At 71.0% G+C, this 13,899-nt stretch carries 11 protein-coding genes; 4 read left to right on the top strand and 7 right to left on the bottom strand.

What is annotated here, in order from left to right; translation table 11 throughout:
- Positions 1-34 precede the first annotated feature (34 nt).
- Positions 35-1,153, top strand: a complete 1,119-nt coding sequence (locus ACM2XV_RS01430) for an adenosine deaminase (RefSeq protein ID WP_344775206.1) — start codon at positions 35-37, stop codon at positions 1,151-1,153.
- Positions 1,154-1,184: 31 nt separating this feature from the next.
- Positions 1,185-1,625 (top strand): PTS sugar transporter subunit IIA, encoded by a 441-nt coding sequence (locus tag ACM2XV_RS01425; protein WP_487025748.1) that lies wholly within the window; start codon positions 1,185-1,187, stop codon positions 1,623-1,625.
- Positions 1,626-1,661: 36 nt separating this feature from the next.
- On the opposite strand, the gene ACM2XV_RS01420 is transcribed toward ACM2XV_RS01425, so the two are convergent.
- Together ACM2XV_RS01420 and ACM2XV_RS01415 are read right to left on the bottom strand one after the other, a co-directional pair.
- Positions 1,662-3,362: a phospho-sugar mutase gene (locus ACM2XV_RS01420; protein WP_487025747.1), complete on the bottom strand. Its 1,701-nt coding sequence runs from the start codon at positions 3,360-3,362 to the stop codon at positions 1,662-1,664.
- Complete coding sequence (locus ACM2XV_RS01415) at positions 3,359-4,186, bottom strand: purine-nucleoside phosphorylase (protein ID WP_344775200.1); 828 nt, start codon at positions 4,184-4,186, stop codon at positions 3,359-3,361. The genes ACM2XV_RS01420 and ACM2XV_RS01415 overlap by 4 nt, the downstream gene beginning before the upstream one ends.
- 55 nt (positions 4,187-4,241) lie before the next feature.
- Here ACM2XV_RS01415 and ACM2XV_RS01410 point away from each other — a divergent pair, with 55 nt between their 5' ends.
- Positions 4,242-5,681, top strand: a complete 1,440-nt coding sequence (locus tag ACM2XV_RS01410) for an NAD(P)H-quinone dehydrogenase (RefSeq protein ID WP_487025746.1) — start codon at positions 4,242-4,244, stop codon at positions 5,679-5,681.
- Between the two features lie 152 nt (positions 5,682-5,833).
- Here the strand turns inward: ACM2XV_RS01410 and ACM2XV_RS01405 are convergent, their stop codons facing one another.
- Positions 5,834-7,951: a YhgE/Pip family protein gene (locus ACM2XV_RS01405; protein WP_487025745.1), complete on the bottom strand. Its 2,118-nt coding sequence runs from the start codon at positions 7,949-7,951 to the stop codon at positions 5,834-5,836.
- 94 nt (positions 7,952-8,045) lie between these two features.
- Between ACM2XV_RS01405 and ACM2XV_RS01400 the strand changes: the two genes are divergently transcribed.
- The gene (locus tag ACM2XV_RS01400; RefSeq protein WP_344775194.1) at positions 8,046-8,639 is read left to right on the top strand and encodes a TetR/AcrR family transcriptional regulator; all 594 of its coding nucleotides are present in this window, start codon (positions 8,046-8,048) and stop codon (positions 8,637-8,639) included.
- Here the strand turns inward: ACM2XV_RS01400 and ACM2XV_RS01395 are convergent.
- From ACM2XV_RS01395 to ACM2XV_RS01380, 4 genes are all read right to left on the bottom strand, one after another.
- The gene (locus ACM2XV_RS01395) at positions 8,636-9,994 is read right to left on the bottom strand and encodes a GH25 family lysozyme (protein WP_487025744.1); all 1,359 of its coding nucleotides are present in this window, start codon (positions 9,992-9,994) and stop codon (positions 8,636-8,638) included. The genes ACM2XV_RS01400 and ACM2XV_RS01395 overlap by 4 nt on opposite strands.
- A gap of 82 nt (positions 9,995-10,076) precedes the next feature.
- Complete coding sequence (locus ACM2XV_RS01390) at positions 10,077-11,852, bottom strand: acetyl/propionyl/methylcrotonyl-CoA carboxylase subunit alpha (protein ID WP_487025743.1); 1,776 nt, start codon at positions 11,850-11,852, stop codon at positions 10,077-10,079.
- A gap of 98 nt (positions 11,853-11,950) precedes the next feature.
- The gene (locus ACM2XV_RS01385; protein ID WP_487025742.1) at positions 11,951-12,619 is read right to left on the bottom strand and encodes a Maf family protein; all 669 of its coding nucleotides are present in this window, start codon (positions 12,617-12,619) and stop codon (positions 11,951-11,953) included.
- 294 nt (positions 12,620-12,913) lie between these two features.
- Positions 12,914-13,899, bottom strand: a 986-nt coding sequence (locus ACM2XV_RS01380) for a hypothetical protein (protein ID WP_487025741.1), incomplete at its 5' end; no start/stop codon positions are given.

Raw genomic sequence — 13,899 nt, 5'->3', positions numbered from 1 at the left:
CCGCGCAGCGGCGCCCCTCGAGAGGAGGGGTGCGATGAGCGCACCCGACTTCGACTATCTGCTCGACGGCGTCAGCATCAACGCGCTGCCGAAGGTGAGCCTGCACGATCACCTCGACGGCGGACTGCGCCCTCAGACGATCATCGAACTGGCCGACGAGCTCGGCCTCGAGCTGCCCGCGACCGAGCCGCACGAGCTGCGCACGTGGTTCGAGAGCCGCTCGGAGGCCGGCAGCCTGGTCGAGTACCTCAAGACCTTCGACGTGACGGTCGGCGTGATGCAGACCGCCGAGGGCCTGGCACGGGTCGCCCGCGAGTTCGTCGAGGATCTGCACGCCGACGGCGTCATCTACGGCGAGATCAGGTGGGCACCCGACCAGCACCTCACGCGCGGGCTCACCCTGGACCAGGCGGTGGACGCGGTCCAGTCCGGCATCGACCAGGCCGTCGCGCAGGTCGAGGCGGCCGGCGGCTACATCCGCATCGGCCAGCTGCTGTCGAGCCTCAGGCAGAACCCGGGGCATGCGATCGAGGTCGCCCGGCTCGCCGTGCGGCACCGTGACAGCGGCGTGGTCGGGTTCGACACCGCGGGGCCGGAGGCCGGGTTCCCGGCGTCGAGCATGCGCGCGGCGTTCGACTACCTGGCGTCCGAGTGGTTCCCCGTCACCGTGCACGCGGGCGAGGCCGACGGGCTCGAGTCGATCCGCTCGGCCCTGCTCGACGGCCGCGCGCTGCGGCTCGGCCACGGGGTGCGTCTCGCCGAGGACCTGCTGATCGAGCGGCAGGACGACGAGAACACGTATGTCTCGCTCGGCCTGCTGAGCCAGTGGGTGAAGGACCGCGAGATCGCGCTCGAGACGAGCCCGACCAGCAACCTGCAGACCGGCGCGATCGCGCAGTGGGGGCAGACGCTCGCCGAGCACCCGTTCGACCTGCTCTACCAGCTCGGCTTCCGCGTCACGGTGAACACCGACAACCGCCTGATGAGCGGCACGAGCCTCAGCCGAGAGCTGTCGCTGCTCGCCGACGCCTTCGCCTACCGCCTCGACGACCTCGAGACGTTCCAGCTCAACGCCGCAGCGGCCGCGTTCCTGCCGATCGAAGAGCGCGAGGAGCTCATCGACCGCATCGCCGTCGGCTTCGACGCCGTGTAGAAGACCTCGCCGTCTTCGATAAAATCGATCCATGCCCCTGCCCGAGCTTCCCGACCACGCGATCGAGTTCGACGTCGAGGCGAGCGACTGGCGGGCGGCGATGCGGCGCGCAGGCGACGCGCTGGTGCGCAGCGGCGCCGCGACCGCGTCCTACACCGACCGCATGATCGGCGTGGTCGACGAGTTCGGCGCCTACATCGTCGTCGCCCCGGGGCTCGCCCTGGCGCACGCGCGCCCCGGCCGCGACGTGCTGCGCGACGGCCTCTCGGTCGTGACGCTCGCCGAGCCCGTCGTGTTCGGGCACCCGCACAACGACCCGGTCTCGGTCGTCGTCGGCATCGCGAGCGTGAGTCCCGAGACCCACGTCGGCCTCGTCGCCGAGATCGCAAACGTGTTCAACGACCCGCAGGCGATCCCTGCGCTGTGCGCCGCGGCCACGCCCGACGAGGTGCGCCGGGTCCTCGGCGCCTAGCAGCCCCACGCGTCGTCGGGCAGAACCCCTCAGAACTCAGGGCACGAGCAGGGGGCGCAGCGCCGCATCGAGCGCGGCCAGCCTGGCCGAGGCATCCGCCCCGGAATCGCCCCGCACGTCGAGATAGACCTTCAGCTTCGGCTCGGTGCCGCTGGGGCGGATCATCACCCGCGACCCGTCCGCGGTCAGGATGCGCAGGATGTTGTCCACGGGCAGCCCGGCGACGCCCGTCGCGAGGTCGTCGAACGACGTGACCGCGGCAGCGCCGAGCTCGCGCGGCGGCTCGGCCCGCAGGCGGTCCATGATGCGGCCGCGCTCGGAGAGATCCGAGACGCGCACTGAGATCTGGCCGCTCGCGAAATGGCCGATGCGAGCGGCGATGAGCTCGAGCTGGTCGGCCACCGTCCGGCCCGCGGCCTTCCAGCGCAGGGCGAGCGCGAGGAAGCGCGCCGCTGCCGAGATGCCGTCCTTGTCGCGCACGGTCTCGGGGTTCACGAGGTACCCGAGCGCCTCCTCGTAGCCGAACAGCAGCCCGGGGGCGCGCGAGATCCACTTGAAGCCCGTGAGCGTCGCGACGTAGTCGAGCCCGAAGTGGGCGGCGACCTCGCCCAGCGCCGGGGCCGACACGATCGACGACGCGAGCACGCCCTTCTCGCGGTGGGCGCCGTGCGCCGCACCGGCCTCTTCCTCGGCGGCCGCCCAGCCGAGCAGCGTGCCCACCTCGTTGCCGGAGAGGCGGCGCCAGCCGCCCTCCGCGCTCGGGTCGGGGATCGCGACGGCGAAGCGGTCGGCGTCCGGGTCGTTCGCGATGATCAGCTCGGCGCCGTGCTCGCGGGCGGTCTGCATGGCGAGGTCGAGCGCGCCCGGTTCCTCGGGGTTCGGGAACGACACGGTCGGGAAGGCCGCGTCGGGCTCCTGCTGGGCGGCGACGCTGACGGGAGCCGGCAGCCCGGCGGCCTCGAAGACGCGCGAGGCGGTGTCCCACCCGACGCCGTGCATGGCGGTGTACACGACGTCGAGGCTCGTGCCCTCTGGCAGCTCGCCGGCAACGGCCGCCGTGGCCGCGACATACGAGAAGACGAGCGACTCGTCTGCAAGTGCGTAGTCGCTCGAGCGCGGCAGGCTCGTGATCGGGCCCGCTGCGGCGACGGCCGCGATGTGCGCCGCGATCTCGGCGTCGGCGGGCGGCACGATCTGCGAGCCGTGGTCGTCGCCGCCGAGGTACACCTTGTAGCCGTTGTCGCGGGCCGGATTGTGCGAGGCCGTCACCATCACGCCGGCCGCGGCGTCGAGGTGGCGCACGGCGTAGGCGAGCACGGGCGTCGGCAGCAAGCGCGGCAGCAGCGTCGTGCGCACGCCGGCGCCCGCGAAGATCTCGGCGGAGTCCTCGGCGAACACCCGCGAGTTCTTGCGGCCGTCGTAGCCGATGACGACGGATGCCTCGTCGCCGCGCTTCTCGCGCAGGTAGGCGGCGAGACCCGCTGCGGCCTGCGTGACGAGCACGCGGTTCATGCGGTTCGGGCCGGCGGCGAGCTCGCCGCGCAGGCCGGCCGTTCCGAAGGCGAGGCGCTCGTCGAACCGCGCGTGCAGCTCGCTGAGGGCGGCCTGGTCGCCGTCGGCCGCACTCGCGATCAGCGACTCGAGCTCTGCACGGGTCTCGGCATCCGGGTCCTGCGCGACCCAGGCGCGGGCCGCGTCGACGACGGCATCCGCCCCACGGCTCTCGACATCGCTCACAGCTGCCCCACGATCTTCGCGAGCAGCGCCGAGATCACCGGCTCTGCGGCCTGGCCGGCCTCGATCACCTCGGCGTGCGAGAGCGGGGTCGGCGAGATGCCGGCGGCGAGGTTGGTGATGAGCGACAGGCCCAGCACCTCCATGCCGGCCTGGCGGGCGGCGATGGCCTCGAGCGCCGTCGACATGCCGACGATGTGGCCGCCGATCGTCTTCGCGAACTGCACCTCGGCCGGGGTCTCGTAGTGCGGCCCGCGGAACTGGACGTAGACGCCCTCGTCGAGGCTCGGGTCGACGCTCTTCGCGAGCTCGCGCAGGCGCGCCGAATAGAGGTCGGTCAGGTCGATGAAGGTCGCGCCCTCGAGGGGGCTCGAGGCGGTGAGGTTGATGTGGTCGCTGATGAGCACCGGCGTTCCGGCCTGCCAGTGCGGCTTGATGCCGCCCGCGCCGTTGGTGAGCACCATGACGGATGCCCCCGTGGCGGCGGCCGTGCGCACCGAGTGCACCACGTGCCGCACCCCGTGCCCCTCGTAGAAGTGCGTGCGCGCGCCGATGACGAGGGCGTGCTTGCCGTTCGGCAGCGCGATCGACCGCAGCGTGCCGACATGGCCCTCGAGCGCCGGCTTGCGGAAGCCCACCACCTCTGTGGCGGGAACGGTCGCCACGGTCTCGCCGATCAGGTCGGCCGCCTTGCCCCAGCCGCTGCCGAGGGTGAGGGCGATGTCGTGCTTCGCGATGCCGGTCTTCTCGGCGATCTGCTCGGCTGCCTGGTGGGCGATGTCGAAGGGGTCGGTCTCGGGAAGGTCCAGGATCGAGGCATCGGGCATGTCGCGAGTCTATTGCCCGCCCGGGCGCCCCCGCCGAACTGGCAAGATTGGGGCCATGGCGTTCGAATTCGAGCGGAAGCAGCGGATCACGATCGTGGGCGGCGGCCCCGGCGGCTACGAGGCGGCGCTCGCCGGCGCCCAGCTCGGCGCCGATGTGACGGTGGTCGAGCGCTCCGGCATCGGAGGCTCGGCGGTCATCACCGATGTCGTCCCGTCGAAGACGCTGATCGCGACGGCCGAGGCCGCGAAGAACATCCCCGATGCGGTGGGTCTCGGCGTGCAGTTCTTCACCCGCGGCGAGGATCAGCGCCCGCACCGCCCCGAGATCGCCGTCAACCTCGCGGCCGTGAACAAGCGCATCCTCGGGCTCGCGCGCCAGCAGGGCGAGGACATGCGCTCGGAGCTCGTGCGCGCCGGCGTGACCATCATCGACGGCGTGGGTCGGCTCGAGGGCGAGCGCACCGTCGTGGTCTCGACGGGCACCGGCCGCGGCAGCACCGACTTCGACCGCATCGAGTCCGACACGATCGTGCTCGCCGTGGGCGCGAGCCCGCGCGAGTTGCCGACGGCGAAGCCCGACGGTGAGCGCATCTTCACGTGGACGCAGCTCTACGGCCTCAAGAGCCTGCCCGAGCACCTCATCGTCGTCGGGTCCGGCGTCACCGGCGCCGAGTTCGCCTCGGCGTACATGAACCTCGGTGCGAAGGTCACCCTCGTCTCGAGCCGCGATCAGGTGCTGCCGGGCGAGGACTCCGATGCGGCGCGCATTCTCGAGGACGTCTTCACCCGCGGGGGCATGACCGTGCTGTCGAAGTCGCGCGCCGAGACGGTCGAGCGCACCGACGACGGCGTGCTGGTCACCCTCACCGACGGCCGCACCGTCGAGGGGTCGCACTGCCTCATGGCGGTCGGCTCGATCCCCAACACGGCCGGCATCGGCCTCGAGGAGGCCGGGGTGCAGCTCGCGCCCAGCGGGCACATCCGGGTGAACCGGGTCGCGCGGACCTCCGTTCCCAACATCTACGCGGCGGGCGACTGCTCCGACGTCCTTCCGCTGGCATCCGTCGCCTTCATGCAGGGCCGCACCGCGGTCTTCCACGCCATGGGCGACGCCGTCACGCCGATCGAGTTGCGCAACGTCACCTCGAACATCTTCACCCAGCCTGAGATCGCCACGGTCGGCTGGTCGCAAAAGCAGATCGAGGACGGCATCGCCCAGGGCGAGATCTACAAGCTGCCGCTGCAGACCAATGCGCGCGCCAAGATGCAGGGCATCAAAGACGGCTTCGTGAAGCTCTTCGCCCGCACCGGCTCGGGCACCGTGATCGGCGGCGTCATCGTCGCGCCGCGCGCGAGCGAGCTCATCTTCCCGCTCGCGCTCGCCGTCGAGCACCGCCTCACCGTCGACGACGTGGCGAGGGCCTACGCGGTCTTCCCGTCGATCTCGGGGGCGATCACGGATGCTGCCCGCGCGATGCACATCGTCGGGGGCTGAGCCCGCGGTCTCACCCGCTGCACTTCCCTTCCTTCCCTTCTTCCCCCGAAGTGTGAGTTAGGGCTCCCTGGCGGCGGCTACGGGGACCCGAACTCACACTTCGGGGGTGCGAGGGGACTTCCGGGGGTGGTAGGGGACTTCCGGGGGCGGGGTCAGATCGCGAAGTCGGGCAGCAGCAGCTCCGAGTTCCTCTTGTGCCTGAGCGCCGTCGCGCCGACCGAGATGACGAGCGCCGCGAACATCCAGCACACCATCACGACCACCCCTGTCGAGACCCCGGCAGACCCGCCGGCGATCAGCGAGCGGATCGCATTCGCGCCGTAGGTCAGCGGCAGCAGCCCGTGCAGCACCTGGAAGAACGCGGGCGTGGTCTGGATCGGATACGTGGCCCCGGCCGCCGCGACCTGCAGCACGAGCAGGATCAGCCCGAGGAACCGCCCGCGACTGCCGAACAGCACCATGAGCGTGTGGTTCACGGCGGTGAATGCGAGCGAGGTGAGGCCCATGAAGAGCGCGAGGCCGACCGGGTGGGCGGGGTGCACACCGATGCCGAGCGTCACGACGAGGTACAGCAGAGCGGCCTGCACGAGCGAGATCCACGCGCCGCGCAGGTAGCCGAGCAGCGCGGCGAGCCAGCCGGGGCGGCCGGCCGCGATCGCGCGGTGCGGAATCGCCCGCAGGATCATGTAGATCGACAGCCCGCCGACCCACGCCCCGAGCGCCAGGAAGTACGGCGCGAGCCCGTAGCCGTAGCTCGGCACGCTGTGCAGCTTCGTCTCCGCCAGCGAGATCGGCTGGGCGGCGACACCGCTCAGATGCGTCTTCTCCGCGTCGTCGTAGCTGGGCACGGATGCCGTGCCCTCGGCGAGCTTGTCGGCCAGCTGACTCGAGCCCGAGCTCAGCTGCTGCGCTCCCGCGTCGAGGCTCTTCGCCCCGTCCGCGAGCTGCGCCGTGCCGGTGGCGAGCTGCTGCGCGCCGCTGTGGGCCTGCGCGGCGGCCGAGGCCAGCTGCGACGCCCCGCTCGCGGCCTGCTGCGCCCCGCTCGCGAGTGTCTGCGCGCCCGAGGCCGCGTCATGCAGCTTGCTGTCCAGTTGCGAGGCGCCGGCGGATGCCTGGGCGATCCCGTCCGCAAGGGCGGGCGCCTGCGCGCTCAGCTTCGAGGTGCCGGTCGCGAGCTGCTGTGCCCCGGTGCGCAGGGCGACGCTGTTGGCGTAGCCGCTCGCGCTCTTCGCACCGGCGACCTGATTGATGCCGTCGCACAGCTGTGCTGCGATCGGGTCCGCGGCCGTCAGCGGGTTCGCCGCGATGGTCGCACACGAGTCGGCGAGTCGGTCGACGCCGCCGGTGTACCCCGGGTCGCTCGCGGTGCCCGAGCCGGCCAGCCCCTTCTGGAGCGCCTGGGCGCCGCTGTTCAGCTGGCTCGCCGAGTCCGGAAGTCCCGTGGTCTGGTTCTTGAGGTCCGTCAGACCGCTCGAGAGGGTGTCGGCGCCTCCGGCGAGCTGCCCGGCTCCGTTCGACAGCGTCGTGGCGCCCGACGACACCTGCGCCGTTCCGCTCTTGAGAGACTGCGCCCCCGACGACAGCGTGCCGAGGCCGGAGGCGAGCTGCGATGCCCCCGTGGCGCTCTGCTGCGCGCCGGTCACGAGCGTCGTGGTTCCAGATTCGAGCGATCCGGCGCCCGAGGCGAGCTGCTTCGCGCCGTCGGCGGCCTCGCCGAGCTTGCCGCCGATCTGGTTGAAGCCGGCGTAGATCTGGCTGAGGTACTGCTGCGACACCGACTTGGCGGCCGACTGCGAGATCGCGAGGCCGACGGTCTTCGAGGCGACGCCGACGATGTAGTTGTGGCCGTCGTCGGTCGTGATCGTCACCTTCGAGGCGGCCGCGTCGAGCGGCGTGTCCGAGCCGAGCGACGCGGCGTTGGCGGAGAGGTCCTTCGGAAGCGTGATGGTGGCGAGGTAGGTGCCGTCTTTCAGCCCGGCGCGCGCGGCCGAGGCATCCGTCTCGACCCAGTCGAAGTCGTTGTCGGCGTCGTCCGTGACGAGCTCGTGCGCCAGCTGCTTGCCCACATCGACGGTCGTGCCGTTCTGCGTGACCGGCTGGTCGAGGTTGACGACCGCTGCGGGGATCTTGTCGAGGCGGTGCGTCGGGTCCTGGTTGGCCCACACGAGCGCGCCGCCGTAGATCAGGGGGATGCAGGCGATCGCCCCGATCGCGATGCGCACCGCGCGACTCCGCCGCTTGTCGGTCTCCGTCTGAAGTGGACGTGCCATGTCTCAACCCTCTCCACGCTGATTTACTGATGTAAATTAGCTCGCGAGGGTCTATCTTACACTTGTAAAGCTTCAATGCTGAAAGGATGAGCGAATGGATGCCGCGACCGATGATCCGCGTGCAGCGCGCTCCAAGCGCGCGCTGGTCGCGGCGGCCACCGAGCTGCTCGACGCGCACGACCTCGACGCCCTGTCCATCACGCAGGTCGTCGCAGCGGCGGGAGTCACGCGGCCCACGTTCTACCAGCACTTCGGCGACCTCGCCGAGCTCGCGCGCGCCGCGGCCGTGACACGCCTCGACACCGAGTTCGAGCGGTATCAGCCCGTCTCAGCGGATGCCGGCGACGGTCTCGCCCGCGTCGAGCCCGTCGTGCGACAGCTGCTCGAGCACCTCGCGGCCCACCGGGCCTTCTATCGCCGTGTGCTGCACGGACCGCGCTCGGGCTCGGCGGTGAACGCCGCGGTCGACCTGGTGGCCCGGCGCATCCTCGAGCGCTCGCCCCTGCTGCAGTCCGTGGCGGACCCCGAGTCCGAGGAGATCCGCGACAGCGTCGTCATCGTCTCAGGCGGGATCGTCTGGCTGCTGAGCGGCTGGCTCGGCACGCCGCTGACCGGGCGCGACTCGGTGGAGGCGATGGCGCACCGCATCAGCGTGCAGCTCGTGCGGCTCGCGCCGCGCGACGACTAGGGCAGCAGCGGGCCGCGGGTGTTCGTCATCGCGCTCGCCGTGGTGTAGCCGGTCTGCGACCCGGTGACCTTCGCCGTGATCTTCTTCCCCGCATACGACGCCGACGGCGTGAAGTGAGAGGTCGTCGCGCCCTTGATGGCCGCGCCGTTCGAGTACCACTGGTAGGCGAACTTCGTGCCGGTCGTCCAGGTGCCGGTGCTGATCAGCAGCTGATGGCCGACCTGCGCGGTTCCCGTGATCACGGGCTTTCCAACGGTCAGCCCGCTCGCCACGACCTTGCCCGTCGCGGCAGACGCCTTCGTCGTCGTGACGTAACCGGACTTCTTGGCTGTCACCTTGAGAGAGATGGTGTGGTTGTACTGGGCGCCGGTCATGGTGATCGAGGCCTTGTCGGCACTGCCGCTGATGGCTGAGCCGTTCTGGTACCAGGTCCAGCTCAGGCTCGCAGCGTTGGACTGCCACGAGCTCAGGTTGGCGAAGGTCAGCACCCGGCCCGTCTTCGCCGTGCCCGAGATGGTCGGCGTCGGGGTGCTGGCGAACGGCGTCACGTACTGGTTCAGGCCCGCAACGGTCGTGTCCAGCACGTCCTGGTCACCGGGGAACGTCCCCGTTCCGGTGGCGGTGCCGCCGTTCCACTGCCAGAAGGTCCAGGCGCCCCAGCCTCCGGGCATCGCGGGGCTGCCGGGCGAGGTGTTGTAGTTCGCGACCCAGAGCTTGGCGAGCGGCGCGATGGCGCTGCTGTTGCCCGTGCAGGTCTTCCACCAGCTCTGGCTCGTGTAGACGATCGGCGTTCGCCCGAGGCCAGACGTGACCATCTGGATGTAGGTCTTGATCCACGTCACCATGAGCTTCTGATTGACGGCCAGGCTCTTGTTCCACTTGGCGTCCGTGGTGACCCAGCACGTGGTCGTCGCACCGGCCTCGAGATCGATCACCGGCGGCAGAACATAGGCCTTTCCGGCCATCGACGACTTCACCTTGTTGACGAAGTCGGTGCCGCCCTGGTGAGAGCTGGCCCAGTTGCCCTTGCCGTCGCCCATGTCCGCGACGGCGTACGCCCCGTGAGAGATCCCCTTCGCGCCCGCCTCTTTCCACAGGGCGGCGAAGTCGGGGTTCGAGATGTTGCCGAGTTTGTCATCGGTCTCGATCGCCTTGATGAAGACGAACTTCGCGCCGGCCTTCACGCCGGCGTCGATGTCGGAAGCGGTCCCCGTGCTCACGTCGAAGCCCTGGGCCCAGCTCGGGTGCGGCGCCGACGGCGATGCGGCCAGCGCAGGCTCGGCGACGAGCGCGCTGGCGAGCACGAGCAGGGCTGCAGCCCCGGTGATGAACGTCGTGCGGGCCAGACGAGGCACGGCTCCCCTTTCGCGACGCTCGGGCGCGTCGCGAGAATCCTAGCCGGAAGTCTGGGAAACCGGCTTCTGGCCGCGGTCGCGGCTAGACGATGCTGAGCAGGCGCGTCCCGCTCGAGACCGTCGCACCGACCGTGGCGTTGATGCCCTCGACGCGGCCGTCGCGGTGTGCGACGAGCGGCTGCTCCATCTTCATCGCCTCGAGCACGACGACGAGATCGCCCTTGGCGACCTCGGCGCCCTCTTCGACGGCGATCTTCACGACCGTCGCCTGCATGGGTGCCGTGATCGCGGTGCCGGATGCCACGGGAACGCCGCCCGCGGAGCCGCGGCCGCCCGTCGCGCGCCTTGGGGCGGCGCCGGGCGGCCGCGCCGCCGGGGCGGCGGAAAGCAGCTTCGCCGGCAGCGTCACCTCGACGCGCTTCCCCTGCACTTCGAGCACGACGCTCTGCCGCTCCTCGGCCTCGCGCGGCGCCTCTGCGGCACCGCTCCAGGGCTCGATGCCGCCCGCCCACTCCGTCTCGATCCAGCGGGTGTAGATGCTGAACGGCTCACCGTTCTCGGGGGCGAACGCGGGGTCGCGCACGATGGCGCGGTGGAACGGCAGCACGGTCGGAAGGCCCGCCACCTCGAACTCGTCGAGCGCGCGGCGCGAGCGCTCGAGAGCCTCTTCGCGGGTCGCGCCCGTCACGACGAGCTTCGCGAGCAGGGAGTCGAAGGCGCCGGAGATCTCGTCGCCGGCCCGCACACCGGAGTCGACGCGGACGCCGGGGCCCGAAGCCGGAGTGAAGACGTGCACGGGGCCGGGCGCCGGCATGAAGTTCCGGCCGGCATCCTCGCCGTTCAGGCGGAACTCGAAGGAGTGGGCGCGCGGCTCGGGGTCCGGGTAGTCGAGCACGCCGCCCTCGGCGAGGCGGAACTGCTCGCGCACGAGGTCGATGCCCGTGACCTCCTCAGAGACGGGGTGCTCGACCTGCAGTCGCGTGTTCACCTCGAGGAAGCTGACGGTGCCGTCCTGCCCGATGAGGAACTCGCAGGTGCCGGCGCCGAGGTAGCCGACCTCCTTGAGGATCGCCTTCGACGCGCGGTACAGCTCGTCGCGCTGCGCGTCGGTGAGGAACGGCGCGGGCGCCTCCTCGACGAGCTTCTGGTGACGGCGCTGCAGCGAGCAGTCGCGGGTCGAGACGACCACGACGTTGCCGTGCGCGTCGGCCAGGCACTGCGTCTCGACGTGCCGCGGCTTGTCGAGGTACTTCTCGACGAAGCACTCGCCGCGACCGAATGCCGCGACGGCCTCGCGGGTCGCCGAGTCGAACAGCTCGGGGATCTCCTCGCGCGTGCGGGCCACCTTGAGGCCGCGGCCGCCGCCGCCGAACGCGGCCTTGATGGCGACGGGAAGCCCGTGCTCGTCGGCGAAGGCGAGCACCTCGTCGGGCCCCGCGACCGGGTTCAGAGTGCCGGGCGCCATCGGCGCGCCGGCGATCTCGGCCACGTGGCGTGCGCTGACCTTGTCGCCCAGGCGCTCGATGGCCTCGGGGCTCGGGCCGATCCAGATCAGGCCGGCGTCGATGACGGCGCGGGCGAAGTCGGCGTTCTCGGCGAGGAAGCCGTAACCGGGGTGGACGGCGTCCGCTCCCGAGCGGCGCGCGACGGCGAGCAGCTTGTCGATGACGAGGTAGGTCTCGGCGCTCGTGGTGCCGCCGAGGGCATAGGCCTCATCGGCGAGGCGGGCGTGCAGGGCGTCCCGATCCTGGTCGGCGTAGACGGCGACCGATCCGATCCCACTGTCCTTTGCTGCGCGGATGACTCGAACGGCGATCTCGCCACGGTTGGCGATCAGGACTTTTGAGATACGGGGCACCCCACCAGCCTACGAAGCTCGATGGAGGCGCATTTGGATGGCATGAACAAAACTCCCCGGAGGGCTTTGTGAGATCAGGTCAGAGGGGTGACGGGCGCTCAGGACGCGCCGGCGCGGTTCCACAGCTCGGTCCACTCGACGCCGAGTGAGCGCACGAGCCGGCGCAGCGTCGGAAGGGACATGCCGACCACCGTCGACGGGTCGCCGTCGATCTTCTCGATGAAGGCGCCGCCGAGACTGTCGATCGTGAAGGCGCCTGCGACCTGCAGCGGCTCGCCGCTTGCGACATACGCGTCGATCTCGGCGTCCGTCATGTCGGGGACGAACGAGACGGATGCCCGAGCCACCGCGCCCACGGCGGCGTTCGCCGTGCCGCCGCGGTGGTCGATGACCCAATGGCCCGAGTGCAGGACGCCGGTGCGGCCGCGCTGGCCGTGCCAGCGCTCGGTCGCGACGTCGGCGAGGTGCGGCTTGCCGTAGATGACGCCGTCGATCTCGAACGCGCTGTCGCAGCCGACGACGATGCCGTCGATCGGCGCTCCGTCGACCGCGCTGCCCACGACCGCCTCGGCCTTGGCGCGCCCGAGCAGCTGCACCATCTCCGCTGCCCCGAGCCGGCTCGGCTCGCCCGAGGCGGCGCGCTCGGCCTCCGCGGCGGCGACGGCGGCCGGCTCGTCGACGTGGGAGGGCACGACGACGGGTTCGATGCCCGCGTTGCGCAGCAGCCAGAGTCGGGCGGGCGATGTCGACGCGAGATACAGGCGCATGGGCCTCAGCCTACGAAACCCCCGTGGTCCCCCTTCGTGTCCCCCTAAGAGCCGACTGTTCTATACGTGTGTCTATGGGGACCATGGGTAACGTACAGCGACTCTCTTCAGCAGAGGCTGTCCGATCATTCGCCGATAAGGGTATGCAGGGCGAGTGCCATTGGGGGGAGTCGGAACGACATTCGGGTTGTCGTTCCGACTCGAGGCTTCCGGTGGGGGCGGGGTTCCGCCCCCACCGCAAGCCTGGTGGTTCCCGCCGCGGTTCGCCCGCGCTCAGGGCGCAGCCGAGCTCCGTCAGCCCTTCAGCTCGAGCCGCAGCGTCACGTCGCTGTCATCGTCGTCGGGGGAGCGCCGCAGGCCCACCACGGTGACCGACACCTCTTCCGCACGCGGCACCGTGCGCACGATGAGCGTGTCCGCATCCGCGCCCGCGATCGCATCGGCGAGGCGCGTGAGCATGCGGTCGCGCCGGGCGTCGTCGAGCTCGTCCAGCCCGCCCTCGTCGAGCAGGCTGACCGCCGCGCCCCGCCGCCGCGCGGCCGTCACCACGCGCCGCATCGCGTCGTTGAGCAGACCGCGCCCGCGGATCTCGTCGCGCATCGTCGCCTCGAGCAGCAGGCACTCGACGCGCTGCTCCTCGCTCAGCTCGCCGCCCGAGCGCGCGATCTCGGTCAGCAGCGGCTCGGCGAGGGTGTAGGTGTGCTCGAGGCGCCGCCGCCGCTCGACCACGTGCGCGTCGTAAGCGGCGCGCCACTCGGACGCTTTCCGCTCGACGGCGGCGAAGCGCTCGGCATCCTCGCCGGTCTTGGTCACCGCGTACATCACGACGTTCGCCGCGACGACCCACACGATCGAGCCGACCACGCCGAGATCGCCGAGCGAGTCGAACCCCGCCCACCAGATGGTGAACACAGACAGGAAGGCGATGCCGATCCAGGCGCAGGCATCCCGCCCGCGCACCATGACGATCGTGAGCAGGGTGCCGATCGCGGCGACGTACCACGTGGCGTAGCCGTTGGGCCGGCTCGGGTCGAGCTGAGACGAGACGGCGATGGGAACGGCGATCGACACCGCGAGATCGAACAGCGCGACCCAGGCCGGCAGCACGCGAACGGCGGGGCGCAGCAGGCTGAGCGTGATCGCCGCCGCGAAGGCCGCGAGCGACCAGAGAGTCGGCCACGGCGACCGCGGCACCTCGAGCGCCGACAGCCCGAGCACGACGTGGTAGGCCGAGAACAGCGCGGCGAGCAGCAGGATGACGACGCGCGAGGGGGCGATCA

The sequence above is a fragment of the Gryllotalpicola sp. CP2-P1 genome, from assembly GCF_057512245.1.
This window is presented reverse-complemented; position numbering and strand designations above follow the sequence as displayed.